This is a genomic window from Kitasatospora sp. NEAU-69, from assembly GCF_057158765.1.
The window spans coordinates 138,931-164,325 of record NZ_JBWXUE010000009.1 but is presented as its reverse complement, the minus strand read 5'-3'; the positions used below and the strand labels follow the sequence as shown (position 1 = coordinate 164,325).

Here is a 25,395-nt window from a genome sequence, read left to right as displayed (position 1 = left end):
AGCCTCGGCGGCGGCCTCGGCAGCCGGCTCAGCGACGGAGACGGTGGCGGGCACGGTTGTCATGCGCGGCGGATCCTCACCGGAAGGGGACGGGTGGACAGACTCCCCATTCTCCCTCACCGCCCGCCCGCCCCCACCGGGACGCCGGTCACACCCGGACCGGTGACACCCGGACCGGTGACACCCGGACCGGGCCCGCCGGTCACGGCCCGCCGTCGTAGCCCAGGTTCGCGCTGCCCGATCTCACCGTCACCGCGATCGACCGCGACGCACCGGTGTCGGCCAGCCCCGGTGCCAGGTAGACGCTGCCCGAGTCGTGGACCGAGGTGACCCGGTAGCCGGTGCCCTGCGGCACCCCGACCGTGATCGTGCCCGAGCCCGCCGCGAGCGCCAGCCGGTCCGGCGGCGCCGTGAAGTGCAGTTCCACCGAGCCCGAATCGGCCTTGGCCTGGACGTTCGAGGAGGCCAGGTTCTTCCCGTTGACCGTCCCGCTGCCGACCTCCGCGGTGATCCGCCCGGAGTCGCCGTCCAGCAGGACGGATCCGGAGTTGCTGCGCAGCGCGAGCGGCCCGCTCAGATCGGAGACCTTCACGTAGCCCGAGGTGGTCTTGACCTTGAGGCTGGTGGCGCTCGGCACCCTGACGTCCAGATCGGCGGAGCAGCCCGGCTCACCGATGCCCAGCGCCAGCGCCGGGCAGCGCACCGTGATCTTCAGCGTCTGCCCGGTCAGCACCCGGGAGATCGTCGGCCGGCGCAGCAGCCAGCGGGTGAGCTGCTGGACCGTCACCTCACCGTCCGCGCCGGCGCTGACCGTCGCCGCGGTGTTCTGCAGGTCGAGCTCGACGCTGTTGATCGGCTCGTGGTAGCGGTACGGACCGCTGGCACCGCGCTGCTCGACCACCGTCGCCCAGGCCTCGCCGGCACCGATCACCACCGCCGCGAGCGCCACCAGCGCGGCCACCGCGCGCCACAGTCTGCGCGCCATGCCGGCTACCCCTCTCCCAGGTAGCGCAGCACCGCGAGCACCCGGCGGTGCGTGTCGTCGGCGTTCGGGAGGTCGAGCTTGCCGAAGATGCTGCTGATGTGTTTGGCCACCGCGCTGTCGCTGACCACCAGTGACTCGGCGATCGCGGCGTTCGAGCGGCCCTCCGCCATCAGGCCGAGCACGTCGCGCTCGCGCGGGGTCAGCCGCTCCAGCGGGTCCCTGTGCCGGCGCACCAGCAGCTGGGCGACCACCTCCGGGTCCAGCGCGGTGCCGCCGGCGGCCACCCGCTGCAGCGCCTCGACGAAGTCGTCGACGTTGGCGACCCGCTCCTTGAGCAGGTAGCCCACCCCGCTGGTGTTGGTGGAGAGCAGGTCGGCGGCGTACCGCTCCTCGACGTACTGGGAGAGCAGCAGCACGGCGACCTCGGGCCACTGCCGGCGGATCATCAGCGCGGCCCGCACCCCCTCGTCGGTGAAGCCCGGCGGCATCCGCACGTCCACCACGACCACCCGCGGGCGGTGCTCCTCGACGGCCACCAGCAGCGCCTCGGCGTCGCCGACCGCGGCGGCCACCTCGAAGCCCACCGCCTCCAGGACCTTGACCAGCCCGACCCGCAGCAGGACCGAGTCCTCGGCGATCACAGCTCGCACGGCAACTCCACAGTGATGGTGGTGGGACCCCCGAGGGGGCTGTCGATGGCCAGGGTGCCGTCCACCGAGGCGGCGCGCTTGCGCAGCCCGATCAGGCCGGTGCCCTTGGCGGGGTCGGCGCCGCCGACGCCGTCGTCGGTGAGCACGATCCGCAGCCTGGGGCCGCCCGCGGCGCGCGACTGCGCCGGGACCTGGCGGACCGACAGGTCGGCCCGGGAGGCCCGGGCGTGCTTGGCCACATTGGCCAGCGCCTCGGAGACCACGAAGTAGGCGACCGCCTCGACGGTCGGCGCCACCCGCTCCGGCAGGCTGACGTCGAGCCGGACCGGCAGCGGCGCGCGGGCGGCGATGCCGGAGAGCGCTGCGTCCAGCCCGCGGTCCTCCAGCACCACCGGGTGCAGGCCGCGGACCAGGTCGCGCAGCTCGACGATGGCCGCCTGGGCCTCCTCGTGCGCGTCGACGATCACCTGCATCGCCTCGGGCGGGACGTCCTTGAGCGTCTTGCGGGCCAGGCCGAGGTTCATCGCCAGCGACACCAGCCGCTGCTGGGCGCCGTCGTGCAGGTCGCGTTCGATCCGGCGGCGCTCGGCGTCGGCGGCGTCCACCACGCCGGCCCGGCTCTCCGCGAGGTCCTCGACCCGGCGCTCCAGCTCGCGGGCCCGGTTCGGCCCGAGCAGTCCGCGCGCCGCACGGCCGTCCAGCCGTCCGAGCCGGACCAGCAGCCAGGGCGTCAGCACCAGCAGCGCCACTCCGGCGACCAGGTACCAGACCTTGATGGGCGGCGCGGTGTGCACCGGCATCAGCAGGCGCCACAGCGGTGAGCCGGCCAGCAGCGCGCCGACGCCGAAACCGGCGATCGCGAGCAGGCCCAGGCAGGCCAGCAGTGGCCCGACCAGCAGGTGGTAGCCGAGCTGACGCCAGGTCGCCTCGTTGCCCAGCCCGAGCAGCGGACGCAGCAGCAGCGGCGTCCCGGTGGGCGCAGGCGGCCGCGGCGGGGGTATCTCCAGATCGCCGAGCGAGCGGAACCGGCTGCGCTGGAGCCGGGTCAGCAGCGGGAAGCAGACGATGCTCACCGGCAGCAGCACGAGGGTGGAGCTGTCGGTCGCCGCCAGGTACTCGGGCAGCGCGGGCAGCGCGCCCGCCGCCATCAGCAGCGTCGCCCGGCCGGGGCCGAGCCGGGCCGACTGCACCGGTATCCCGTGCCCGACCAGCCAGGCCAGGCCCGGATGCTCCGCACCCCGCCGGAGCCGTTCCCCCAGCCAGCTCTCCTTGATCACGCCGGACAGCTTAGGGCGCCGCCGGTCGGCCGGGCACTGGAGTGGGGTTCCCGCTTGGGGGTGTACCTACCTACACCCCCAAGACGGCAGCGAGGGCCAGAGACTTCGCGGGCCCGGCCCGGGAGGCTGGAGGTCATCAGGGCGGAACGGCGGGACGGGCCGGACGGGCCCTCAGCGATCGGGGTGGCGGAGATGAACGGGGTGGCGGGGATGAGCGGGGTTGCCGAGAGGGCCATCGGGCCGGCGGAGGGCACGACGGGGGCGGTGGCGGGCACGACGGCCGGCACGACGGCCGCGGTGGTGCAGCCGGCCGGGAGCAGCGTCGGACCGGCCGACGGGCCCTGGTCGGTACGGCTCTGCCCCGGGCGCGCCGGGCGTCGCGCACTGGAGGTCTACGAGCACGGGGAGCTGGTGGACGTGCTGGTGGCCAGCACCCTGACCGGCGAACTGCTGCGCGGTGCCCGCCGCACCAGCCGGGCCAGCCTGGCCTGGGGCCGCAGCTGCGCCGACGGCAGCGTCCCGGCGATCGCGTTCACCAGCGGCCGGCGGCGCTCGCTGTCCCGGCCCGCCTCGGTGGTCGCGGTCGGCGACGGCTTCTGGCTCGCCTGGTCGCCGGAGCCGGTCGCGGGTGTGCTGCTGCGCCACGGCGACGGGCGGGCCGAGCGGCTACGGCCGTCGCGGGCCCGCTGACGACGCGCCGCCGCTCTGCAACGGGTCCGACAGCACCGACAGCACCGACAGGTCCGACAAGTCCGACGGGGGGACGTCATGAACGCCATCGCCACGCACGCCACGGCCAGGCACGCCGCAGCCGCCCGGCTGCTGCTCGCCACCGGCCTCGCGCTGCTGCCGTGGATCATCGTCCTGGCCATGACCGAGCACGACGCGGCGCCGTGGGTCGTGCTGGATCTCGCGGAGGCCGGCTGCCTGCTCGGCGCCGGCCTGGCACTGCGCTCGGGCCGCGGCCGGCACCAGCCATTCGCGGCCGGCGCGGCGCTGCTGCTGGTCGGCGACGCCTGCTGCGACATCATGACGGCCGGCGCGGGGAGCGCGCTGCTGGTGGCAATGGCGATGGCGGTGCTGGTGGAGCTGCCGCTGGCCGCGCTCTGCGCGCGGCTGGCGCTGTCGGGACCGCCGAGCCAGCCGAGGCTGCCGGAGCTGCGGCGGGCCGGACCGGCGCCGGCACTCGCACTGGCGGCCTGACCCGGCGCCCGCACCACGCGCTGCTGCGACCCGCCGGGTGAGAGACCGCCGTGCGGCGGACCGCTCAGGCCACCCAGGCCGTGGTCGCCGTCTGGACCCGGGAGCCGTCCAGGTCCGCCAGCTTCGCGCCGACGAAGCCGCGGGCCACCTCCGAGGTCTGCACCCGGAACGCCGGGCGGTCGCCGGTGAGCGCCTCGATGATCGTCTCCGCCGCCGCCTGCGAGGTCTGGGCACCGGCGAACGCGGCGCGGGTGCGGCCGAGGTAGTTCGCCAGCGCCGGACCGTAGACGCCGGCCTCGGCCGCCGCGCCCTCGTCGATGCCCACGTTCGCGACGAACTCGCTGGCCACCGCGCCGGGCTCGATCACCGCGACCGTCACACCGACCGTGGCGGCGACCGGCGCCAGGCTCTCCATGAAGCCCTCGGCCGCGAACTTGGCCGCGCAGTACGCCTCGTTGAACGGCTGGCCGACCACGCCGCCGACGCTGGTGACGGTGAGCAGCCGCCCTCCGGTGGCGCGCAGGTGCGGCATGACGGCCTTGGTGACGGTGACCACGCCGAAGAAGTTGACCTCCATCACCTTGCGGACCTCCGCCACCGACTCGTTCTCGATGGTGCCGACGTGGCCCGCGCCCGCGTTGTTGACCACGGCGTCCAACCGGCCGTGGTCGGCGATCACACCGGCCACGCACTCCTCGACCGAGGCGGCGTCGGTGACGTCCAGCCGGCGGATGTCCAGCTCGACGCCGGCCTCCTCGGCCGCCTTGCGCAGCGCGTCGGCGCGGGCGGGGTCACGCAGCGTGGCGACCGTGGTGAAGCCCGCGCGGGCGGCGGAGACGGCGGCGGCGAGGCCGATGCCGGAGGAGGTGCCGGTGATCAGGACGACCTTGGTGGACATGGAGAGCCCCTCTCTGGGGTGGTGCTGGAGGTGTGGTGCTGGTGGCGCTGGTGGTGCTCGCGAGGAGTACATCCGGAGCGAAGTACTTATGGAGCCATGTAGTTATGAGCCATAACCACTTGCCTCCATAACTATGGGCCCGGATATTTGCCGTTGTCAAGCACCTGGCTACAGTGGGGGCATGACCTACCCCGCAGACGAGCTCGACGCGCGGGTGGTCGGCCTGTTCGCCGCCGTCAACCGCAGATACGCGCGCGAGTCCGAGGCCGCCGCCGCCGCGCAGGACCTGACCCCGCTCCAGGCCAAGGCGCTGCTCTACAGCAGCGAGCCGGTACCGATGCGGTCACTGGCGGACCGGCTGCAGGCCGAGCCGTCCAACCTCACGGCGCTGGTGGACCGGCTGGAGGAGCGCGGTCTGGTCGAGCGGCGACCGGGGGTCGAGGACCGCCGGGTCAAGCTGGTCGCCGCCACCGACGCCGGCCTGCAGGCGATCGCCGAGCTGCGCACGGCGATGCCGTTCGCCACCGACCCGCTCGGCGCGCTCGACCGGGAGCAGCGCGAGACGCTCGGCCGGCTGCTCTCCCTGATCGTGGACGAGCCCTGGCGCACCGACCTCCCGTAGGCATCGGCCCCCGGTAGGCATCGGCCTCCCGGGGCGGCCTCCCGTACCGCGTGCGCCGCGGCCGTCACAGGGCGGCGAGCCGCTCCAGCTTCTGCCGGGTCTCGGCGTCCGCCGGGGTGTACACCACGACCCGGGTGCCGTGCCGCAGGCCGAGCCACATGTTCGTGAAGTCCATCCGCAGCTCGCCCACCTCGCGGTTGCGGAAGAGCTTGTTCCCGTTCTCTCGGCCGGCCACGTCGTGCCGCTGCCAGGCCTGCTCGAAGTCCGGCGAGGCCTGGCGCAGCCGGGAGAGCAGCGCCTTCCAGGCGGGGTCCGCGACGTGGTCGGCCATCGCCGAGCGGAACCTGGCGACGAGGATCGCGCGGGCGTCCTCCGGTTCGACCCAGTTCTCCTGGAAGCGCTCGTCGGTGAACATCAGCCACAGCACGTTGCGCTCCTCGAACGGCAGCCGGTCGAAGTCGCCGAGCAGCCGGCCGTACGTCGCGTTGAACGCGAGGACGTCGTACCTGCTGTTGAGCACGCAGGCCGGCAGCGGCAGCAGCTGGTCCAGGATCAGCCGGACGGCGGGCGTGACCGTCGGGCAGTCGAGGCTCGGCGACGGGTCGCCGGCGCCGGCCAGGATGAAGAGGTGCGAGCGCTCGTTGGGGTCGAGCAGCAGCGCCCGGGAGACCGCCTCCAGCACCTGCCCGGAGACCTGGATGTCGCGGCCCTGCTCCAGCCACGTGTACCAGGTCACCCCGACCGCGGCGAGCAGCGCGACCTCCTCGCGGCGCAGGCCCGGCGTACGGCGGCGGCCGCTGCTGGGCAGGCCGACCTGCTCGGGCGAGATCCGCTCCCGGCGGCTGCGCAGGAACGCGGCCAGCTCCTGGCGGCGCACCTCGTCCTGCCGGTGCGCCTCGTCCTTCACGGCTTCGGTGGCCGTGGTGCGGGCTTCGGTGGTCGTGGGGTTCGCGGTACGCATGCCCTCAGCATGCGCCCTGGACGACACAGGTGCCAGGTAGTCCTTATAACAGGATAACCAAGCTCTGGTACCAGGGTATCGGCGCGCGGATCGTAGTACCCGTGACTCAGCAACTGGAACGCCCACAGGCCCTGTCCATCCGCTCAACTCACCGACGCCCGGCCCACGCCGCCCACACCCCCGGCGCCCCCGGTCTCCCCCGCACCCTGACCACGGCCGGCCTGGTCACCGTGCTGCTCGGTGCCTTCCTGCCGATGCTCGACTTCTTCATCGTCAACGTCGCGCTCCCCACCATCGACCAGAACCTGTCCGCCGGCCCGGCGGTGCTGGAGCTGGTCGCCGCCGGATACGGCATCGCCTTCGCCGTCCTGCTGGTGCTGGGCGGACGGCTCGGCGACAGCCTCGGACGGCGCAGGCTCTTCGTCATCGGCGCCGCCGCGTTCGCCGTCACCTCGCTGGCCTGCGGCCTCGCGCCGACCGCCTGGACGCTGGTGGCCGCCCGGGTGGCCCAGGGCGCCTCGGCCGCGCTGCTGATCCCGCAGGTGCTGGCCACCATCACCGCCGCCACCGAGGGCGCCCGCCGGGCCCGCGCGCTGAGCATCTACGGCGCGGTCGGCGGCATCTCGGTGGTGATCGGCCAGGTGCTCGGCGGGATGCTGGTGCAGGCGGACCTGTTCGGCACCAGCTGGCGCGCGGTCTTCCTGCTCAACGTGCCGTTCGCCCTGCTCACCGCCGTGCTCGCGCTGCGCTACGTGCCGGAGAGCCGCTCGAACCAGCCGAGCCGGGTCGACCTGCCCGGCACGCTGCTGCTCACCACCGCGCTGCTCACGCTCTTCGTGCCGCTGATGGAGGGCCGGGCGGTCGGCTGGCCGCTCTGGACCTGGCTGATGCTCGCCCTCTTCCCGTTCGCCGCCTGGGCGTTCATCGTGGTCGAGCGGCGCACCGAGCAGGCCGGCCGGATGCCGCTGGTGCCGCTCTCGCTGCTGCGGATCCCCGAGATGCGCCGGGGCCTGGGCATCGCGATCCCCTACTTCGGGAACTTCGGCGCCTTCATGTTCATCGTCGCGATCACGCTCCAGCAGGGCCTGCACCTGAGCCCGGTGGACTCCGGCTGGGCGCTGGTCCCGCTCGCGGTCGGCTACTTCACCTCCTCGCTGGCCGGCCCACGGCTGGTCGGCCGGTTCGGCAGCCGGGTGATCACGGCGGGCTCGGTGATCCAGCCGATCGGCACCATCGTGCTGATCACCACGGTGCTGACCGACTACCAGCACCTGAGCGTGCTGACCCTGCTCCCCGGCATGGCCCTGACCGGCCTCGGCAACGGCCTGATCGGCACCCCGCTGTTCCGGGTGGTCCTCTCCACCGTCCCGCTGGAGCGGGCCGGCGTGGGCAGCGGCGTCCTCGCCACCACCCAGCAGTCAAGCCTCGCCCTGGGCGTGGCCACCTTCGGAACCCTCTTCCTGGCCGTCCAGCCGAGCCTGGGCACCGGCCACGCACTGGCCCTGGTGCTGGCCCTCCAGCTGGTCGGCGCCGCAACGGTCGGCTACCTGAGCACCCGCCTGCCGCGCTCGATGGGGTAACCCGGCACAGTCACCGCTGAGGAACACCAGGGCGGCACCCGATTTCCGGGTGCCGCCCTGCGGCGTTGCGAGTCAGTAGTCCTGCACGCCGAGCTTGCCGTACTGATCGGGCACGGTCCGCACGATCGGATCGGACAGCACGGCCAGCGGGTCCGCGTAGTTCGGATAGGCGCCGGCCGGGACGGCCAGCTCGATGTACACCTCGCGTTGCGTGACGGTCTGCCGATAGCCGCCGTGGCCGTCCGGCTCCACGTACCACTGCACGCTGTCGACGTTCGGCCCGACCCTCTTGTTGTTGTCTCCCACGTCGAGCGACTTCGGCCGCACCACCCCGCAGCGCAGCACCGTGCGCGGCGAACTGCTCCACACCGCTACGTACGGCGAGCCGGCCGGCGCCACCCGGGCATGCCCGAGCAGCGTCTGCGGCAGCGCGGCGGCCAGCGCGCGGCAGTAGCCGGCCGCCGTCCCGGTCGGCGCGGGCGCGGTGGTCGGCGGCTGCCAGGTACCACCGGTGTTGGCGACCAGCAGCACGCCGGCGAGCAACCCGGCTGGCAGGCCCAGCCAACGCACCGCGGCGGGCAGGGCTCGGGCAGAGGCACGGGTCAGCTGCGAAGGTTCGGTCACTGTCTCAGGCTAGCCGCGCCGACGCTGCGTCAGGCCGCCGCCCGCTCGGCTACCGGGCGGCGGCGCAGGGCGGGCTGGGCGAGCACCGGGGCGGTCCAGGCGCCGTCGGGGTGGTAGGCGTTGGTGCCGGGCGGGATGATCTCGTCGATCCGGTCGAGTGCCGCGTCGTCCAGGGTCAGGCTCGCGCCGGCCAGCAGGCCGGTGAGCTGGTCCATGGTGCGCGGGCCGATGATCACCGAGGTGACGGCCGGGTGCGCGAGCGGGAACGCGACGGCCAGTTCGGGCAGCGTGCAGCCGATGCCGTCAGCGAGCTCGACGAGTTGCTCGACGATCTCCAGCTTCCGGGCGTTCTCCGCGAGCTTCGGGTCGAAGCGGTGCGGGGTGAGCGCGGCCCGGCCGGCGCTCAGGTCGATGGCGCTGCCCTTGCGGTACCGGCCGCTCAGGAAGCCGGAGGCGAGCGGCGCCCAGGTGAGCACGCCCATCCCGTACCGCTGGGCCACCGGCAGCACCGAGTTCTCGATGCCACGGGCGAGCAACGAGTACGGCGGCTGCTCGGTGCGAAAGCGCGGCAGTGCGCGCCGCTCGGCGGTCCAGTGCGCCTCGACGAGCTCCTCGGCCGGGAAGGTCGAGCAGCCGAAGGCCCGGATCTTGCCCTGGCGCACCAGGTCACCCAGCGCCGACAGCGTCTCCTCGATGTCGGTCGTGTGGTCGGGCCGGTGGATCTGGTAAAGGTCGATCCAGTCGGTGCGCAGCCGCCGCAGGCTCTCCTCCACCTCCTTGACGATCCAGCGCCGCGAGTTGCCGCCCCGGTTGGGGCCCTCCCCCATCGGGAAGTGCACCTTGGTCGCCAGCACGACGTCGTCCCGCCGCCCTTCCAGCGCCTTCCCGACGATCTCCTCGGACTCCCCCGCCGAGTACATGTCCGCGGTGTCCACGAAGTTGATGCCCGCGTCGAGCGCGGCGTGGATGATCCGGACGCTGTCGTCGTGGTCCCCGTTGCCCACGGCGCCGAACATCATGGTCCCGAGGCAGTGCGTGCTGACCTGGATGCCGGTGCCACCCAGAGCGCGGTAGCGCATGGTCGTCTCCCCCTTCTCGCCCACTGGTGATGCGCCGCACTCTATGAGCTGGAGTCGGCTCTAGATCAAGTTCTAGGCTGGGCCCATGGGGCCCATGGAGACAGCATCGGAGACAGCAGCAGCGAATCTGAGCATCGGTCAGGTCGCCGAACGGACCGGGCTGAGCGTGCACGCGCTGCGCTTCTACGAGCGCGAGGCCATCCTGCCCAACCCCGTGCAGCGCGCGGCCGGCGGCCGGCGGCGGTACAGCGAGGACGACGTGGCCTGGCTGACCCTGTGCGTCGTGCTGCGCGCCTCCGGCATGCCACTGCCCGAGATCCGCCGCTACACCGAGCTGGCCCAGGCCGGCGACGGCAACGAGCGCGAGCGGCTCGCACTGCTGCGCGAGCACGAGCAGCGGGTGCTGGGCCAGGTCGCCGAGCTGACCAGGTGCCTGGACATCGTGCGGTACAAGGCGGCGGTGTACGAGGACTTCCTCGACCAGGGCGCCACGGAAGAGCACGAGGTACAGGCAAATCCAGCGGCAGGGTGTCGGCCCCGGCTGCCATGATGCGGACCATGAACCACCCCGCCGACACCCGTACCCGCGCAGAACTCACCGCCCTCGTCGCCGCCGGCGCCGAGCCGAAGTACCTGTTCTTCTGGGGTCACCGCCCCACCCGTGACGGCTCGATCGGCACCGGGTCGCTCAGCCAGTGGTGGCCGGCCCCGTTCGAGATCGACGGCGTGACGTACCCGAGCGCCGAGCACTGGATGATGGCCGGCAAGGCCCGGCTGTTCGGTGGTGAGGAGCTGGTGCCGCGCATTCTCGGCGCCCGCACGCCGGCCGAGGCGAAGAAGCTGGGCAGGCTGGTGCCGGGCTTCGAGGAGGAGCGCTGGGCCGCCGCCCGGTTCGAGCTGGTGGTCGAGGGCAACGTCGCCAAGTTCGGGCAGGACCCGGCGCTGCGGGCCTATCTGCTCGGGACGGCCAACCGGGTGCTGGTGGAGGCGAGTCCGGTGGACCGGGTCTGGGGCATCGGCCTGGCCGCCGACGATCCGGCCGCCGCCGACCCCGCGACCTGGCGCGGGCTGAACCTGCTCGGCTTCGCGCTGATGGCGGCCCGGGAGCGACTGGCAGCCTGAGATGTATGACGCGAGGGCCCCGCTGCCGGAGCAGCGGGGCCCTCGCGTTCGTCATCGCAGCCGGATCAGCAGCCGATCAGACGGGCACCGAGGTAGCTCTTCACCTGGTCGAGCGAGACCCGCTCCTGCGCCATGGTGTCGCGCTCGCGGATCGTCACCGCGTTGTCCTCGAGGGTGTCGAAGTCGACGGTGACGCAGAACGGCGTGCCGATCTCGTCCTGGCGGCGGTAGCGCTTGCCGATCGCACCGGCGTCGTCGAACTCGACGTTCCACGCCTGGCGCAGGTCGGCGGCGAGGCCGCGGGCCTTCGGCGAGAGGTCGGCGTTACGCGAGAGCGGCAGCACCGCGACCTTGACCGGGGCGAGCCGGGGGTCGAGCCGCATGCCGACGCGCTTCTCCATGACGCCCTTCGCGTTCGGCGCCTCGTCCTCGAAGTAGGCGTCGAGCAGGAAGGCCAGCATCGCGCGGTTGAGGCCCGCTGCCGGCTCGATGACGTACGGGAAGTAGCGCTCGCCGGACTCCTGGTCGAAGTACTTGAGGTCCTGGCCGGAGGCCTCGCTGTGGGTCGCCAGATCGTAGTCGGTCCGGTTGGCCACGCCCTCCAGCTCGGAGAACTCGCTGCCACCGAAGTTGAAGCGGTACTCGATGTCGACCGTGCGCTTGGCGTAGTGCGAGAGCTTCTCCTTCGGGTGCTCGAAGTAGCGCATGTTCTCGGTCCGCAGGCCCAGGTCGGTGTACCAGTTCCAGCGCTGCTCGAGCCAGTACTCGTGCCAGGTCTCGTCCTCGCCCGGCTTGACGAAGAACTCCATCTCCATCTGCTCGAACTCGCGGGTGCGGAAGATGAAGTTGCCGGGCGTGATCTCGTTGCGGAAGCTCTTGCCGACCTGGGCGATGCCGAACGGCGGCTTCTTGCGCGAAGTGGTCTGCACGGCCTTGAAGTTGGTGAAGATGCCCTGCGCGGTCTCCGGGCGCAGGTAGGCCAGGCCGCCCGCGTCCTCGGTGACACCCAGGTGGGTCTTCAGCATGCCCGAGAACTCCTTGGGCTCCGTGAAGGCGCCCTTGGTGCCGCAGTGCGGGCAGTTGATGTCGGCCAGGCCGTTGGCGGGCAGCCGGCCGTGCTTGGCCTCGTAGGCCTCCTCAAGGTGGTCCGCGCGGAACCGCTTGTGACAGGAGGTGCACTCGGTCAGCGGGTCGTTGAAGGTCGCGACGTGGCCGGAGGCCTCCCAGACCTCGCGGGCCAGGATCACCGACGAGTCGAGGCCGACGACGTCCTCGCGAGCCGTGACCATCGCACGCCACCACTGGCGCTTGATGTTCTCCTTGAGCTCGACGCCCAGTGGCCCGTAGTCCCAGGCGGCGCGGGTGCCACCGTAGATCTCGCTGCAGGGGTAGACGAAGCCACGGCGCTTGCTCAGGCTGACAATCGTGTCGATCTTGTCGGCGGCCACAGTGCTCTCTTCAGGACGACGTCGCACTCGGTGCGACGGCACGGTCAAGGCGCGGCTGGTTGCACGCACCCGAGTACCTCAGGTTACCGGGCAGGTGGCAGGGCCATTCAAATCGATTAGCGCGCCGGGCCCGGGGGCGGGGAGGTTCGGCGAGGTCGGCACGCGGTCGGCAAAGCGGAGGTAAGTTGACAATCATTTCCACTTAATATGAGAATCATTGTCATGATGCTCAGCCGTTTCCGCACCCCGATAGCCCTGGCGGCCACCGCCGCGACCGGCGCACTGCTGCTCACCGCCTGTGGCGGCAGCGGCGGCGCGAAGAGCGCGGACGGCAAGCTCGACGTGGTCACCTCGTTCTATCCGCTGCAGTACCTGGCCGAGCAGATCGGCGGCAGCCATCTCAAGGTGACCGACCTCACCCCGAACGGCACCGAGCCGCACGACCTGGAGCTGACCGCCAGGCAGGTCGGCGCGGTCAAGGAGGCCGGCGCCGTGATCTACCTCAAGGGCCTGCAGCCCACGGTGGACAAGGCCGTCGCGCAGTCCGACAGCAAGCACGTGGTGGACGCGACCGTGGCCGCCCCGCTCGTCGACCACCACCTCGACGAGGGCAGCGAGGGCTCGGCCGGCTCGGCGAGCACCCTCGACCCGCACATCTGGCTCGACCCGACCCGGTACGCGGCGGTCGCCAAGGCGGTCGGCGCCGAGCTGGGCAAGGCCGACCCGGCGCACGCCGCCGAGTACCAGCAGAACGCCGAGGCGCTGGCCGGCAAGCTCGGCACGCTGGACCAGCAGTTCCAGGGTGGCCTGAAGAGCTGCCCGAACAAGGCCTTCGTGACCAGCCACGCCGCCTTCGGCTACCTCGCCGACCACTACGGCCTGGAGCAGATCGCGATCAACGGCGTGGACCCGGAGTCCGAGCCCACCCCGGCCCGGCTCGCCGACATCCAGAAGGCGGCCAAGCAGAACAACGTCTCGACGATCTTCTTCGAGACGCTGGTCAGCCCGAAGCTCGCCGACTCCGTCGCCAAGGACCTGAACCTGAAGACCGCCGTCCTGGACCCGCTGGAGGGCGTCAAGGACCCGTCGAAGGACGACTACTTCTCGATCATGCAGCAGAACCTGACCAACCTGCGGTCAGCGCTGGCCTGCGCGAACTGACGGGAGATCAGCAGACTCATGGGCATATCCAGCGGCACAACCGGCAGTGCGGACGTCATCGGCCTGCGCGGCGCACACGCCTCGCTCGGCGGCCGTCCGGTGCTGCGCGGCCTGGACCTCAGCGTCGCCGGCGGTGAGGTGGTCGCGCTGCTCGGCTCGAACGGCTCCGGCAAGTCCACCACGATCAAGACGGTGATCGGCTCGGTGCCGCTGGAGCGCGGCGAGCTGGAGCTGTTCGGCACCCCGCGGCAGAAGTTCCGCGCCTGGCACCGGATCGGCTACGTCCCGCAGCGCACCACGGCGGCCGGCGGCGTGCCGGCCACCGTCCGCGAGGTGGTCTCCACCGGGCGGCTCGCCCAGCACCGGATGCGCCCGTTCCGGCGCACCGACCGGGACGCGGTGGACCGTGCGCTGGACGCCGTCGGCATGCTGGAGCGGGCCTCGGACGGCGTCGCCGACCTCTCCGGCGGGCAGCAGCAGCGGGTGCTGATCGCCCGCGCGCTGGTCGGCTCGCCGGAGCTGCTGATCATGGACGAGCCGATGGCCGGCGTCGACCTGGCCAGCCAGCAGGTGCTCGCCGACACGCTGCGGCGCGAGGTCGCGCGCGGCGCGGCCGTGCTGCTGGTGCTGCACGAGCTCGGGCCGCTGGAGCCGCTGATCGACCGCACCGTGCTGCTGCGCGAAGGCCGGGTGGCACCTCACCAGGGCGCAGAGACGGACCCCCACCCTCACCACGCCGCACACACCGAGAACCGACTGGAGCTGCCGGCATGACCGAGATGCTCTCCTACGACTTCATGCAGCGCGCGCTGCTCGCCGCCCTGCTGGTCGGCATCACCGCCCCCGCCGTCGGGATCTACCTGGTCCAGCGGCGGCAGGCGCTGATGGGCGACGGCATCGGGCACGTCGCACTGACCGGCGTCGGGCTCGGGCTGGTCTTCCAGACCAGCCCGGTCTGGATGGCCGTGCTGGTCTGCGTCGCGGCCGCGGTGATCATGGAGCTGGTCCGCTCGCGCGGCAACCAGCGCGGCGACATCGCACTCGCGATGCTCTTCTACGGCGGGATGGCCTGCGGCCGGCTGCTGATCAGCAAGGCACCCTCGGCCAGCGGCACCGGCGGCAGCCTGGACAGCTACCTGTGGGGCTCGATCCTCGCGGTGGACGCCTCCGACCTGGCCACCATCGCGGCGCTCGGCGCGGTCGTGATCGCGGTGACGCTGGGCCTGCGCCGCCAGCTCTTCGCGGTCTGCCAGGACGAGGAGTTCGCCAAGGTCACCGGGATCCCGGTGCGGCTGCTCAACCTGCTGCTCGCGGTGATGGCCGCGGTGACCGTGACGGTCGCGATGCGGGTGGTCGGGCTGCTGCTGGTCAGCGCGCTGATGGTGGTCCCGGTCGCGGCAGCCCAGCTGCTGACCCGGTCGTTCCTGGCCACCCAGGTGCTGGCGATCGGGCTCGGGATCGCGGTCTCACTCGGTGGGGTGGTCACCTCCTACCAGGCCGACGTGCCGCCGGGTTCGGCGATCGTGCTGCTCGCCATCGCGGTCTTCGCGCTGTTCAGCGCCATCGCCGCGCCGCTGGCCCGACGCCGGCACCGGCGGTCCGGTCCGGGCGCGGACCGGCCCGGGGTGGTCGCGCAACGTACCGGCGAGCGGGACGCCCCGCTCAGCAGTACGGGACTGGCACAATGAGGTGTGCCCCACCCCGAACCCCTGGAGGAGTCCCGGTGACCACCGCAGGTCCGTCGCCTCGCGCCCGTTCCACTCGCCAGCGCGCCGCCGTCTCCGCGGCTCTGGACGAGATCGAGGACTTCCGCAGCGCGCAGGAACTGCACGACATGCTCAAGCACCGGGGTGACTCGGTCGGGCTGACCACGGTCTACCGCACGCTCCAGTCGCTGGCCGACGCCGGCGAGGTGGACGTGCTGCGCACCGCGGACGGCGAGGCGGTCTACCGGCGGTGCAGCAGCGGGCACCACCACCACCTGGTCTGCCGGCACTGCGGCAGCACGGTGGAGGTCGAGGGGCCGGCGGTCGAGCGCTGGGCGAACGCGGTGGCCGCGGAGAACGGCTTCAGCGACATCGCGCACACGCTGGAGATCTTCGGCACCTGCGCGGACTGCGCCGCCAAGCAGGCCCAGCAGCAGTTGCAGTCGCAGTAGCAGCACCAGCCCGGCCGTCAGGACCAGTCCCGCCACTGCCAGACGGCCGGCGGGAAGGCCGCGACGAACTCGGTCAACCGCTCCGCGAGTACGACGAGTTCGCCGTACTCGCGGCGCCGGTCGGTCCAGCCGAGCAGCCGGTTCGCATCGATCCGCCAGCCGCAGTCCGCCTCGACGGTCAGCCGCTTGAGCTCGTCGGTGACCAGTAGTTCGCCGAACTCGAAGTCGGCGCTCACCCGTTCGACGTGCGCGCCGGGCCCGCCGCCGGGCAGCAAGTGCTGTTGCCACAGGCCCGGCGGGATCGGCCAGGCCCGCTCGCCGCGCCAGCGTGCGGCCAGCCGGCGCGGGGTGACGGCGGTCGCGGGCAGCGCCCGGGGCAACTCGATCGCCGCCAGCGAGAAGTCGAGCAGGTTGCCGCCGCGGTTCGGCCCGGCCGCCCGCAGCACCAGGTGGGCCAGCGTGGCCGGGTGGCCGCGGACCGTCCCGTCCAGCAGGTTGGCGAGCACGCCGCGGCCGGTGCCGAGCGTGAACGGGAAGCCGCGCGGGTTGAAGCCGGCCTCCTCGATCAGCGCGCGCCGCCGGTAGACCCAGGCCGGGTCCTGGCGGTAGCGGCGGATGCTCCGGCGGACCTCGAACACCGTCCGCCCCCACGCACCGTCAGCGCTGCGCGGGCAGCTCGGCGGCGACCTCGTTCGGCAGTGCGCCGCCGAACCGCCGGTCGCGCATCGCGTACTGCTCGCAGGCGCGCCACAGGTCGCGCCGGTCGAAGTCCGGCCAGAGCACGTCCTGGAACACGAACTCGGCGTAGGCGGACTGCCAGAGCCAGAAGTTGGAGGTGCGCTGCTCGCCGCTCGGGCGCAGGAACAGGTCCACGTCCGGCATGTCCGGGTGGTACATGTACTTGGTCAACGTCTTCTCGTTGACCTTCTTCGGGTCCAGCTTGCCGGCCGCGACGTCGGCGGCGATCGCCGCGGCGGCGTCCGCGACCTCGGCCCGGCCGCCGTAGTTGACGCACATGTACATGGTGACCAGGTCGTTGCCCTTGGTCTGCTCCTCGGCCACCTGGAGCTCCTGGACCACGCTCTTCCAGAGCTTGGGCATCCGGCCGGCCCAGCGGATCCGCACGCCGAGCTCGTCCAGCTCGTCACGACGGCGGCGGATGACGTCGCGGTTGAAGTTCATCAGGAACTTCACCTCATCCGGCGAACGCTTCCAGTTCTCGGTGGAGAACGCGTAGAGCGAGACGTTCTTGACGCCGATCTCGATCGCGCCCTTCAGCACGTCCAGCACGACGCTCTCGCCGACCTTGTGGCCCTCGGTGCGGGGCAGCCCGCGCTCCTTGGCCCAGCGGCCGTTGCCGTCCATCACGATCGCGACGTGCTCCGGGACCAGCTCGCCCGGGATCTTCGGCGGCTTGGCGCCGCTCGGGTGCGGGTCCGGGGCGCGGTGCGTCCGCTGCTTGCTGCCACCGAAGAGCCGTCGCGCTGCCATGCTCACTTCTCCACGTATCTCATCGAGCGGATACCCCGCTCAAGGTGCCACTGCAGGTAGGCGGCGACCAGACCGCTGCCCTCCCGCCAGTACCTGGGTTCACAGGCGTCCGCCGTCTGCCAGTCTCCGGAGAGCAGCGCGCCGAGCAGAACCAGTGTCTCAGGGGAGGGTACGGCACAACCGGGCACTCGGCAGTCCGCGCAGAGCACGCCGCCGGCCTGGAGCGAGAAGAACCGGTTGGGTCCGTCGAGGCCGCACTTCGCGCAGTCGGTGAAGCTGGCGCCGTAGCCGTTGACGGCCAGTGAGCGCAGCAGGAACGCGTCCATCACCAGGTGCGACTCGTGCAGCCCGGCGGCGAGCGTGCGCAGGCCGCCGACCAGCAACAGGTACTGCTGGACGGCCGGCTCGCCCTCGTTCTCGGCGAAACGTTCCGCCGTCTCCAGCATGGCGGTGCCGGCGGTGTAGCGGCCGTAGTCGGTGACGATCCCGCCGCCGTACGGGGCGATCGTCTCGACCTGGGTGCAGAGCGGCAGCGAACGGCCGACCAGCTCGCTGCCCCGGCTGAAGAACTGCACGTCAACGTGGGAGAAGGGTTCCAGCCGGGCGCCGAACTTCGACTTGGTCTTGCGCACGCCCCGGGCCACCGCGCGGACCTTGCCGTGCTGGCGGGTGAGCAGCGTGATGATCCGGTCGGCCTCGCCGAGCTTCTGGGCGCGCAGCACGACGCCGTCGTCACGGATCAGACTCATGGGCCCATTCTCCCCTACCCGTGCGACCGCTCGGGGCAGCCGAGAGCCCGCACCAGTTGTACGGGGGCCGGTGCGGGACGCGGCGGGCCCGGAGGGGGGTCGGGCCCAGCTCAAGGGGTAGCCGTCGGTGCGGCGGGGCAGCCGTCAGTGCGGCGTGCGGGCAGCGCGTCAGTGCGGCGTGCGGGTGGCCGCCTCCAGCAGCCGGTCCACCGCCTCGGTGCTCAGCCGCAGGCAGCCGCCGACGGTGGCCAGGGCCGTGCGTTCCTGCGGCAGGTAGCGGCCGTCGGCCAGCGCGATCCTGGCTCCCTGCAGCAGCAGCCGTTCGCGGCCCTGCTGCGCCAGGTGCGGCGCCAGGGGTTCGAGTGCGGCGTGCAGTTCGACGGCCAGGCCGCTGCCGAGGCCGTGCAGGTCGAACGGCTCGCCCGCGGTGTATCCGCAGAGCGCGGCGAGCGCGGCCAGCACCTGGGCCTCGCCGCAGTCCTCGAAGCCGGCCGTGCGGATCAGCTCGCAGGCCTCGGTCCTGGCCGGTGCGGAACCGGTGCCGCCGGCCGCGAGCAGGGTCAGTGCGACGGTGTACTGCGCGTCGCGGAGCAGGCCGGTGAGCCGCACGCAGGTGGGCTGTTCCAGGCTCTCGATGCCGTAACGGCCGAGGCAGGCGGTGCACTGCACGCTGCCGAGCACCGGCCCGAGCGGCAGCAGCGGGGTGCCGAGCAACCGCAGCCACCGCCGGCCGTGCTGCCGGCGGTAGTTGCGGTCTCCACCGCAGCCCGGGCAGAAGAAGTCGCCGAGTACATCCGTTCGCCAGCGAGGGCGAACACCCCACAACCGTGTCACGGCGCCAACTCCCCAGACCTGGCAGGCGGCCTGCACGACTACGGGCAGGTCACGCGACCGGAAGTGGAGGCCGTCCCACCGACCCCGTTTCCGGTGCGTCGATGTTGCCACGGTTGCCGCCACGTGTCAGTACCCCGAACGGCTGTGGACGGCAAAAAATGTGGCCCAGGACACACTTCGTGATCCTGGGCCACCCGATCGAATTAGTTGCGCGCCGCCCGGTTGACGGCGCTGATGATCGCCTTCAGCGAGGCGCGCACGGTGTTGGCGTCGATGCCGACGCCCCACAGCACCCGGCCGTCCACCGCGCACTCGACGTACGCGGCGGCCTGGGCGTCGCCACCCTCGCTCAGCGCGTGCTCGGCGTAGTCCAGCACCCGCACGTCCACCCCGACGCCGGCCAGCGCGTCGGCGAAGGCGGAGACCGGGCCGTTGCCGGAACCGGTCAGCTCGACCGCGGCGCCGTCCACGCTCGCGGCCACCGCCAGCGCGTCCCGGCCGTCCCCGGTGGTCAGGCTCTGCTGCTCGCCCAGCGCGATCCGGCCCCACGGGTTCTGCGGGGTCGGCAGGTACTCGTCCTGGAAGACCGCCCAGATGTCGGCCGGGGTGACCTCGCCGCCCTCGGCGTCGGTCTTCGCCTGGATGATCCGGGAGAACTCGATCTGCATCCGGCGCGGCAGGTCCAGCTTGTGGTCGTTCTTCAGCACGTAGGCGATGCCGCCCTTGCCGGACTGGCTGTTGACCCGGATGACCGCCTCGTAGGAGCGGCCGACGTCCTTCGGGTCGATCGGCAGGTACGGCACGCCCCAGGTGTACGCGCCGACCGGCACGCCGGCCGCGGCCGCGTCGGCCTCCAGCGCGTCGAAGCCCTTCTTGATCGCGTCCTGGTGCGAGCCGGAGAAGGAGGTGTAGACCAGGTCACCGGCGTAGGGGTGGCGCTCCGGTACGTTCATCTGGTTGCAGTACTCGTAGGTGCGGCGGATCTCGTCGATGTTCGAGAAGTCGATCATCGGGTCGACGCCCTGCGAGAACAGGTTCATCCCGACGTTCACCAGGTCCAGGTTGCCGGTCCGCTCGCCCTGGCCGAACAGGCAGCCCTCGACCCGGTCCGCGCCGGCCATCACGGCCAGCTCGGCCGAGGCGACGCCGGTGCCACGGTCGTTGTGCGGGTGGGTGGACAGGCAGACGAACTCGCGGCGCGACAGGTGGCGCGACATCCACTCGATCTTGTCCGCGTAGACGTTCGGCGTGGACCGCTCCACCGTGGTGGGCAGGTTCAGGATGATCTCGCGGCCCTCGCCGGGCTGCCAGACGTCCATCACGCCCTCGCAGACCTCCAGGGCGAAGTCCAGCTCGGTGTCGATGAAGATCTCCGGCGAGTACTCGTAGCCGAAGGCCGTGTCATCGCCCAGCAGCTTCTCGGCGTACTCCATCACCAGGCGGGTGCCGTCCACGGCGATCGCCTTGATGTCCTCCTTGCTGCCGCGGAAGACCACCCGGCGGAACAGCGGCGAGGTCGCGTTGTACAGGTGCACGGTCGCGCGCGGCGCACCGATCAGCGACTCCACGGTGCGCTCGATCAGGTCCTCGCGGGCCTGGGTCAGCACCGAGATCGTGACGTCCTCGGGGATCGCGCCCTCGTTGATCAGCGAGCGGACGAACTCGAAGTCGGTCGCGCCGGAGGACGGGAAACCGACCTCGATCTCCTTGTAGCCCATCGAGACCAGCAGGTCGAACATCTTGCGCTTGCGGGCCGGCGACATCGGGTCGATCAGCGCCTGGTTGCCGTCCCGCAGGTCGGTGGAGAGCCAGCGCGGCGCCTTGGTGATCACCTTGCTCGGCCAGGTGCGGTCCGGCAGGTCCACGGTGCCGAACGGTACGTACCGGCCGAACGGCATGCCGGACGGCTGCTGGCGCACGGTGGCGGCGGTGATCGGGGTCGGACGGTCGATGAACGCGCGAGCGATCGAGGACTGCTCAGTCATGGGGAGGGACTCTCGTCTCTTCGGAGGCGGGCGGGTCGGGGGCGAATCACCCGACGGGCCGACTGGTGCGGCGCACAACAGCATTGGAATGCGCCCAGCACAGACCCCGCGGCGAGGGAGCCGGCCTCTGAAAGGTCTACAGGGCCTCGCCGCGGCAGCTAAGAAGAAGCAGCCCGTAACGCATGGGATCGAGCGTAGCCCAGGACCGGGCACCGCCGAAGTGATGCCGGTGACCTTTCCACCCCTTGAGACGGTGCGCGCACGTGACAGCGAGTCACCGATCGGTGACCCTGGACCGTATGACGCAGTTCTGCACGATCATCCCGCCGTACCTGCTGGACCGCCTCGCCGAGCGCGGCGACGAGGGCGCCCGCCGCTCGCTCGAACTCGACCGCCTGGTGCGCACCGGCCGCGCGGCCGCCGTCGAGACGCTGCGGGTGCTGCCCGCCGGCCGGCACGGGCGGACCATCGCGGACGCCGGCCACAGCCGGCAGCTACCCGGCCGCACGGTGCGCACCGAGGGCGGCCCGCCGACCGCCGACCCGGCCGTCAACCGGGCCTACGACGGCCTCGGCGCCACCCTCGCACTGCTGCTGGAGGTCTACGGCCGCCGCTCGGTGGACGGCGAGGGCCTGCCGCTGCACGCGAGCGTGCACTACGGGCGAGAGTACGACAACGCGTTCTGGGACGGCCGGCGGATGGTCTTCGGCGACGGCGACGGCGTGACCTTCGGCGACTTCACCGCCTGCCCCGAGGTGATCGGGCACGAGCTGACCCACGGGCTGGTGCAGTACACGGCGGCGCTGGAGTACCAGGGGCAGGCCGGCGCGCTGAACGAGTCGGTGGCGGACGTCTTCGGCACCCTGGTCAAGCAGTACGCGCTCGGCCAGCGGGTGGACGCCGCGGACTGGCTGATCGGCGCCGGACTGCTCGGGCCGGGCGTGCACGGGGTCGCGCTGCGCTCGATGAAGGCGCCCGGCACGGCGTACGACGACGTCCGGCTCGGCCGCGACCCGCAGCCCGGCTCGATGGACGGCTACGTCGAGACCGCGGACGACAACGGCGGGGTGCACATCAACTCCGGCATCCCGAACCGTGCGTTCCAGCTGCTCGCCTGCGAACTCGGCGGCGCCGCCTGGGAGAAGGCCGGGCAGATCTGGTTCGACACGCTGACCGGCGGGAAGCTGCGCCCGGACACCGACTTCGCCGGCTTCGCCCGGGCCACCCTCGCGGCCGCCCGCGCCCGGTACGGGGACGGGCCGGTCGCCGAGGCGGTGGCGGGGGCCTGGAAGCAGGTCGGCCTGCCGGCCGACTGAGCCCTGACACTGAGCCCTGACACTGAGCCCGACCGAACGCGTGTGGGCCCGGCAGCCGGGCCCACACGCGGAACAGGCCACGGGGACACGCCGTAGCGTGTGGCAGCCCGGCACGTTTGCGTAGCAGACTGACGACCATGCGTATACGGGTGACCAGGACCGGCGGCTTCGCGGGGCTCGCCGTGCGGGCCGAGCTCTACAGCTGCGATCGGGTCGACGCGCCGCACGTGCACGCGCTCGCGCGCGAGGCGGTCGCGGGCGCGTCCCGCTCACCCGCGTACGGCGTGCCGGACGGCTACCACTACGAGATCACCGTGGACGGGCGCACCGTGCACTGCGCCGACCCGAGGCTGACGGACTCCCAGCGGGAGCTGGTCTCCCTGGTGCTGCACCAGGGAACCCCGCTCCCGCCGGACTGACGGCCCTTGTTCTTCGTACTGTCTCGGCGTCAGAAACCGAGCTTGCGCAGCTGCTTGGGGTCGCGCTGCCAGTCCTTGGCGACCTTGACGTGCAGGTCCAGGTAGACCGGCATGCCGAGCAGCGCCTCGATGTGCTTGCGCGCGGTGGTGCCCACGTGCTTCAGCCGGGCGCCCTTGGCGCCGATCACGATCGCCTTCTGGCTCTGCCGCTCGATGTAGACGTTCGCGTGGATGTCCAGCAGCGGACGGTCGGCGGGGCGACCCTCGCGCGGGATCATCTCCTCGACCACCACGGCGAGCGAGTGCGGCAGCTCGTCCCGGACGCCTTCCAGGGCCGCCTCGCGGATCAGCTCGGCGACCATGATCTGCTCGGGCTCGTCGGTCAGGTCGCCGTCCGGGTAGAGCGGCGGGCCGGTCGGCAGCAGCGGGGTGAGCAGGTCGGCCAGCAGGTCGACCTGCTTGTCGCCGACGGCCGAGACCGGGATGATCTCGGCCCACTCGATGCCCAGCTCGGCGCCGAGCTGCGAGATCGCGATCAGCTGCTCGGCCAGGCGCTTGGAGTCGACCAGGTCGGTCTTGGTGACGATCGCCACCTTGGGGGTCTTCTTGACCTCGGCCAGTTCCTTGGCGATGAACTTGTCGCCGGGGCCGAGCTTCTGGTCGGCGGGCAGGCAGAAGCCGATCACGTCGACCTCGGCCCAGGTGCTGCGGACCAGATCGTTGAGCCGCTCACCGAGCAGGGTGCGCGGCTTGTGCAGGCCGGGGGTGTCCACCAGCACGAGCTGTGCCTCGGGACGGTGCACGATGCCGCGCACGGTGTGCCGGGTGGTCTGCGGGCGGTCGGAGGTGATCGCGACCTTCGTTCCCACCAGGGCGTTGGTCAGGGTCGACTTGCCCGCGTTGGGGCGGCCGACGAAGCACGCGAAACCCGAGCGGTAGGGGACTGCCGGGGCGGAGGAGGTGTCGCTCATGAGGACCATTCTCCCTGATCACCACTGTCCGCTCGCCCGCGCCGCCACCGGCGCGGGCCACGGTCGCTTCTGCGGCGACTTCTGCGGTCACTTCTTCCGCGAGGTCAGACCACCGATCAGGGTGACCACCAGCAGCGCCAGCGAGCCGCCCAGCCAGTACGGCGAGTGGGTCTCGTGCCAGCGCCCGAAGCCCATCACCACCAGCAGTAAGCAGCCGAAGAACCCGAGAACACCGATCATGCTTCCCCCTCCCCTTGGGAGTGAGATTATCGGCTTTTCGGATCTCCAGGCTTGAGCCCGCCTTTTGCCTCAGGCCTCCGCACGCAGGCGCAGCGTGCCATCCGGACCGGCCAGCAGCAGCGGGGTGCCGGCGCCACCGAGGTCCCGCACGGCCGCCAGGTCCGCATCCGCGGCGCTCTCGGCGGCGGACACCACGGCCGCAGCCTCCAGGCCCTTGGCGCCGCTGGCCACCGCCATTGCGACCGCCGTCTGCACGGCGGTCAGCCGCAGCGAGGCGAGCTCGACCGTGCCGGCGACATACGTGCGGCCGGTCTCGTCCCGCACGGCCGCACCCTCGGCGACACCGTTGCGGGCCCGGATCGAGCGGGCCAGCGTGAGGATCTTCTGGTCTTCGGGATCAAGGTCAGTCATGCCGCCGAGCATAGGCCGCCACCGGCCGAGCGCGCGGGCGGGCCCGCGCGCCGGGACACCCTTCTCGCGCGCTCGCGCGCTCGCGCGCTCAGCCGCCGAACATCGCGCCGCCCGCCGGCTCGAAGCCCGCGAGCGCCTCCGCGACCCGGGCCAGCGTCTGCGGGCTCAGCTCGACGGTCGCGGCGGCGAGGTTCTCCGCGATGTGCGCGGGCGTGCGGCTGCCGGGGATCGGCACCACACGCTCGTACTGGTGCAGCAGCCAGGCGAGCGCCAGCTGGCCGGGCGCCAGCTCCAGCTCGGCCGCGATCGAGCGCAGCGGCGCGTAGCGGTCGTTGTTGGTGCGCAGATTGGCGTCGTCGAAGCGGTTCAGGTTGCGGCGGAAGTCGTCTGCGCCGATCTCCTGGACGGTGCCGGTGAGGAAGCCGCCGCCGAGCGGGCTCCACGCCACCACGCCGACGCCCAGCTCACGGGCAGCGTCCAGCAGCTCGGCGTCAACCGGCCGCCACATCGACCACTCGGTCTGCACGGCCGCCACCGGGTGCACGGCATGAGCCTGGCGCAGCTGCGCGGCGGTGACGTTGGAGAGCCCGAGGTGGCGGACCAGCCCGTCCTCGACCAGCTCGGCGACCGCGCCGACGGTCTCCTCGAACGGGACCACGGGGTCCGGGAAGTGCGGGTAGTAGAGGTCGATCACATCGGTACCAAGGTTGCGCAGCGACTGCTCGGCATACCCACGGACGTACTTCGGGTCACAGTTGACGCCGAGCTCCTCGAACGCGGCATTCACGGGGAAGCGGTGCACCTCGGCACCGTCCGGGATCCGGAACCCGAACTTGGTAGCGACCACTACGTCGTCCCGCCGCCCCCGGATCGCCCGGCCGACCAACTGCTCGTTGTGCCCATCGACGCCGTAGCCATCAGCGGTGTCGATCATCGTCGCCCCGGCGTCCAACGCTGAGTGAAGGGCGGTCAGCCCGCGCTCCTCGTCGATGTCGCCATACATGCCGGGCGAGAGCACCATCGCCCCGAACCCGATGGCCGAGGTCGTCAGGGAGCCGAGCGAACGCGTGGGGAGAGAGGTCATGCAGCAAGGCATACAAGGAAACTGACACACCGTCCACTGATTTCGAACGGCTGGCCGTACGGCGCCACATTCACCCCCGTGGACTCATCGGCCAGGTTGGAACGTTGATCGGAAGCCGAGGCACGCA

At 71.9% G+C, this 25,395-nt stretch carries 29 protein-coding genes; 12 read left to right on the top strand and 17 right to left on the bottom strand.

Annotated elements, in window-relative coordinates; genetic code table 11:
- Positions 1 to 202: 202 nt before the first annotated feature.
- Genes AC060L_RS13125 through AC060L_RS13115 form a run of 3 tightly spaced genes read right to left on the bottom strand, consistent with a single transcriptional unit; the run spans position 203 to position 2,831 of the window.
- Positions 203 to 985 (bottom strand): DUF4097 family beta strand repeat-containing protein, encoded by a 783-nt coding sequence (locus tag AC060L_RS13125; RefSeq protein WP_483798857.1) that lies wholly within the window; start codon positions 983 to 985, stop codon positions 203 to 205.
- A gap of 5 nt (positions 986 to 990) precedes the next feature.
- A complete protein-coding gene (locus tag AC060L_RS13120; RefSeq protein WP_483798856.1) occupies positions 991 to 1,635 on the bottom strand; it encodes a response regulator in 645 nt (214 codons plus the stop codon).
- The gene (locus AC060L_RS13115; protein ID WP_483798933.1) at positions 1,623 to 2,831 is read right to left on the bottom strand and encodes a sensor histidine kinase; all 1,209 of its coding nucleotides are present in this window, start codon (positions 2,829 to 2,831) and stop codon (positions 1,623 to 1,625) included. The genes AC060L_RS13120 and AC060L_RS13115 overlap by 13 nt, the downstream gene beginning before the upstream one ends.
- 291 nt (positions 2,832 to 3,122) lie before the next feature.
- Between AC060L_RS13115 and AC060L_RS13110 the strand changes: the two genes are divergently transcribed.
- A complete protein-coding gene (locus AC060L_RS13110) occupies positions 3,123 to 3,602 on the top strand; it encodes a hypothetical protein (protein WP_483798855.1) in 480 nt (159 codons plus the stop codon).
- A 78-nt stretch (positions 3,603 to 3,680) separates the two neighbouring features.
- Positions 3,681 to 4,115, top strand: coding sequence for a hypothetical protein (locus AC060L_RS13105; protein WP_483798854.1), 435 nt, complete (start codon positions 3,681 to 3,683; stop codon positions 4,113 to 4,115).
- Between the two features lie 64 nt (positions 4,116 to 4,179).
- Here the strand turns inward: AC060L_RS13105 and AC060L_RS13100 are convergent, their stop codons facing one another.
- Positions 4,180 to 5,013, bottom strand: a complete 834-nt coding sequence (locus AC060L_RS13100) for an SDR family NAD(P)-dependent oxidoreductase (protein WP_483798853.1) — start codon at positions 5,011 to 5,013, stop codon at positions 4,180 to 4,182.
- Positions 5,014 to 5,194: 181 nt separating this feature from the next.
- Here AC060L_RS13100 and AC060L_RS13095 point away from each other — a divergent pair, with 181 nt between their 5' ends.
- Positions 5,195 to 5,635 (top strand): MarR family winged helix-turn-helix transcriptional regulator, encoded by a 441-nt coding sequence (locus tag AC060L_RS13095; RefSeq protein ID WP_483798852.1) that lies wholly within the window; start codon positions 5,195 to 5,197, stop codon positions 5,633 to 5,635.
- Positions 5,636 to 5,699: 64 nt separating this feature from the next.
- Here the strand turns inward: AC060L_RS13095 and AC060L_RS13090 are convergent, their stop codons facing one another.
- Positions 5,700 to 6,596 (bottom strand): helix-turn-helix transcriptional regulator, encoded by an 897-nt coding sequence (locus AC060L_RS13090; protein WP_483798851.1) that lies wholly within the window; start codon positions 6,594 to 6,596, stop codon positions 5,700 to 5,702.
- Between the two features lie 254 nt (positions 6,597 to 6,850).
- Between AC060L_RS13090 and AC060L_RS13085 the strand changes: the two genes are divergently transcribed.
- The gene (locus tag AC060L_RS13085; RefSeq protein WP_483798932.1) at positions 6,851 to 8,176 is read left to right on the top strand and encodes an MFS transporter; all 1,326 of its coding nucleotides are present in this window, start codon (positions 6,851 to 6,853) and stop codon (positions 8,174 to 8,176) included.
- Positions 8,177 to 8,248: 72 nt separating this feature from the next.
- Here AC060L_RS13085 and AC060L_RS13080 read toward each other — a convergent pair whose 3' ends face one another.
- Together AC060L_RS13080 and AC060L_RS13075 are read right to left on the bottom strand one after the other, a co-directional pair.
- Complete coding sequence (locus tag AC060L_RS13080; protein ID WP_483798850.1) at positions 8,249 to 8,800, bottom strand: DUF3515 domain-containing protein; 552 nt, start codon at positions 8,798 to 8,800, stop codon at positions 8,249 to 8,251.
- Positions 8,801 to 8,829: 29 nt separating this feature from the next.
- Positions 8,830 to 9,879 carry an aldo/keto reductase gene (locus tag AC060L_RS13075; RefSeq protein WP_483798849.1) on the bottom strand — a complete coding sequence of 350 codons (1,050 nt, stop codon included), beginning with the start codon at positions 9,877 to 9,879 and terminating at the stop codon, positions 8,830 to 8,832.
- 94 nt (positions 9,880 to 9,973) lie between these two features.
- Between AC060L_RS13075 and AC060L_RS13070 the strand changes: the two genes are divergently transcribed.
- Together AC060L_RS13070 and AC060L_RS13065 are read left to right on the top strand one after the other, a co-directional pair.
- Positions 9,974 to 10,429, top strand: a complete 456-nt coding sequence (locus AC060L_RS13070) for a MerR family transcriptional regulator (RefSeq protein ID WP_483798848.1) — start codon at positions 9,974 to 9,976, stop codon at positions 10,427 to 10,429.
- An 8-nt stretch (positions 10,430 to 10,437) separates the two neighbouring features.
- Positions 10,438 to 11,001 (top strand): NADAR family protein, encoded by a 564-nt coding sequence (locus AC060L_RS13065; RefSeq protein ID WP_483798847.1) that lies wholly within the window; start codon positions 10,438 to 10,440, stop codon positions 10,999 to 11,001.
- Between the two features lie 65 nt (positions 11,002 to 11,066).
- Here the strand turns inward: AC060L_RS13065 and AC060L_RS13060 are convergent, their stop codons facing one another.
- Positions 11,067 to 12,449 carry a glycine--tRNA ligase gene (locus AC060L_RS13060; RefSeq protein WP_483798846.1) on the bottom strand — a complete coding sequence of 461 codons (1,383 nt, stop codon included), beginning with the start codon at positions 12,447 to 12,449 and terminating at the stop codon, positions 11,067 to 11,069.
- Between the two features lie 222 nt (positions 12,450 to 12,671).
- Here AC060L_RS13060 and AC060L_RS13055 point away from each other — a divergent pair, with 222 nt between their 5' ends.
- From AC060L_RS13055 to AC060L_RS13040, 4 genes are read left to right on the top strand one after another with little or no spacing between them, the layout of a single operon-like run.
- On the top strand, positions 12,672 to 13,610 hold the full coding sequence (locus AC060L_RS13055) for a metal ABC transporter substrate-binding protein (RefSeq protein WP_483798845.1): 939 nt from the start codon (positions 12,672 to 12,674) through the stop codon (positions 13,608 to 13,610).
- 18 nt (positions 13,611 to 13,628) lie between these two features.
- Complete coding sequence (locus AC060L_RS13050; RefSeq protein WP_483798844.1) at positions 13,629 to 14,384, top strand: metal ABC transporter ATP-binding protein; 756 nt, start codon at positions 13,629 to 13,631, stop codon at positions 14,382 to 14,384.
- Positions 14,381 to 15,298, top strand: coding sequence for a metal ABC transporter permease (locus AC060L_RS13045; RefSeq protein ID WP_483798843.1), 918 nt, complete (start codon positions 14,381 to 14,383; stop codon positions 15,296 to 15,298). Before AC060L_RS13050 ends, AC060L_RS13045 begins: the two co-directional genes overlap by 4 nt.
- Before the next feature lie 35 nt (positions 15,299 to 15,333).
- Positions 15,334 to 15,768 carry a Fur family transcriptional regulator gene (locus tag AC060L_RS13040; protein WP_483798842.1) on the top strand — a complete coding sequence of 145 codons (435 nt, stop codon included), beginning with the start codon at positions 15,334 to 15,336 and terminating at the stop codon, positions 15,766 to 15,768.
- A 17-nt stretch (positions 15,769 to 15,785) separates the two neighbouring features.
- Here the strand turns inward: AC060L_RS13040 and AC060L_RS13035 are convergent, their stop codons facing one another.
- The 5 genes from AC060L_RS13035 to leuA all read right to left on the bottom strand — a co-directional run bounded on the left by AC060L_RS13035 (position 15,786) and on the right by leuA (position 20,827).
- A complete protein-coding gene (locus AC060L_RS13035) occupies positions 15,786 to 16,406 on the bottom strand; it encodes a hypothetical protein (protein ID WP_483798841.1) in 621 nt (206 codons plus the stop codon).
- Positions 16,407 to 16,425: 19 nt separating this feature from the next.
- On the bottom strand, positions 16,426 to 17,259 hold the full coding sequence (locus AC060L_RS13030; protein ID WP_483798840.1) for an isoprenyl transferase: 834 nt from the start codon (positions 17,257 to 17,259) through the stop codon (positions 16,426 to 16,428).
- 2 nt (positions 17,260 to 17,261) lie between these two features.
- The gene (recO, locus tag AC060L_RS13025) at positions 17,262 to 18,008 is read right to left on the bottom strand and encodes a DNA repair protein RecO (RefSeq protein ID WP_483798839.1); all 747 of its coding nucleotides are present in this window, start codon (positions 18,006 to 18,008) and stop codon (positions 17,262 to 17,264) included.
- 168 nt (positions 18,009 to 18,176) lie between these two features.
- Positions 18,177 to 18,842, bottom strand: coding sequence for a TerB family tellurite resistance protein (locus tag AC060L_RS13020; RefSeq protein ID WP_483798838.1), 666 nt, complete (start codon positions 18,840 to 18,842; stop codon positions 18,177 to 18,179).
- Between the two features lie 203 nt (positions 18,843 to 19,045).
- Positions 19,046 to 20,827 (bottom strand): 2-isopropylmalate synthase, encoded by a 1,782-nt coding sequence (gene leuA, locus AC060L_RS13015; protein ID WP_483798837.1) that lies wholly within the window; start codon positions 20,825 to 20,827, stop codon positions 19,046 to 19,048.
- Positions 20,828 to 21,126: 299 nt separating this feature from the next.
- Here leuA and AC060L_RS13010 point away from each other — a divergent pair, with 299 nt between their 5' ends.
- Complete coding sequence (locus AC060L_RS13010; protein WP_483798836.1) at positions 21,127 to 22,143, top strand: M4 family metallopeptidase; 1,017 nt, start codon at positions 21,127 to 21,129, stop codon at positions 22,141 to 22,143.
- Positions 22,144 to 22,280: 137 nt separating this feature from the next.
- On the top strand, positions 22,281 to 22,562 hold the full coding sequence (locus AC060L_RS13005) for a protealysin inhibitor emfourin (RefSeq protein ID WP_483798835.1): 282 nt from the start codon (positions 22,281 to 22,283) through the stop codon (positions 22,560 to 22,562).
- Between the two features lie 29 nt (positions 22,563 to 22,591).
- Here the strand turns inward: AC060L_RS13005 and era are convergent, their stop codons facing one another.
- The 4 genes from era to AC060L_RS12985 form a co-directional block, all read right to left on the bottom strand.
- On the bottom strand, positions 22,592 to 23,533 hold the full coding sequence (gene era / locus AC060L_RS13000) for a GTPase Era (protein ID WP_483798834.1): 942 nt from the start codon (positions 23,531 to 23,533) through the stop codon (positions 22,592 to 22,594).
- Between the two features lie 87 nt (positions 23,534 to 23,620).
- Positions 23,621 to 23,773: a hypothetical protein gene (locus tag AC060L_RS12995; RefSeq protein ID WP_483798833.1), complete on the bottom strand. Its 153-nt coding sequence runs from the start codon at positions 23,771 to 23,773 to the stop codon at positions 23,621 to 23,623.
- Between the two features lie 69 nt (positions 23,774 to 23,842).
- Entirely contained in the window at positions 23,843 to 24,196 is a 354-nt protein-coding gene (locus tag AC060L_RS12990; protein ID WP_483798832.1) for a cytidine deaminase, read from the bottom strand.
- A 76-nt stretch (positions 24,197 to 24,272) separates the two neighbouring features.
- Positions 24,273 to 25,268, bottom strand: a complete 996-nt coding sequence (locus AC060L_RS12985) for an aldo/keto reductase (RefSeq protein WP_483798831.1) — start codon at positions 25,266 to 25,268, stop codon at positions 24,273 to 24,275.
- Positions 25,269 to 25,395: the final 127 nt, after the last annotated feature.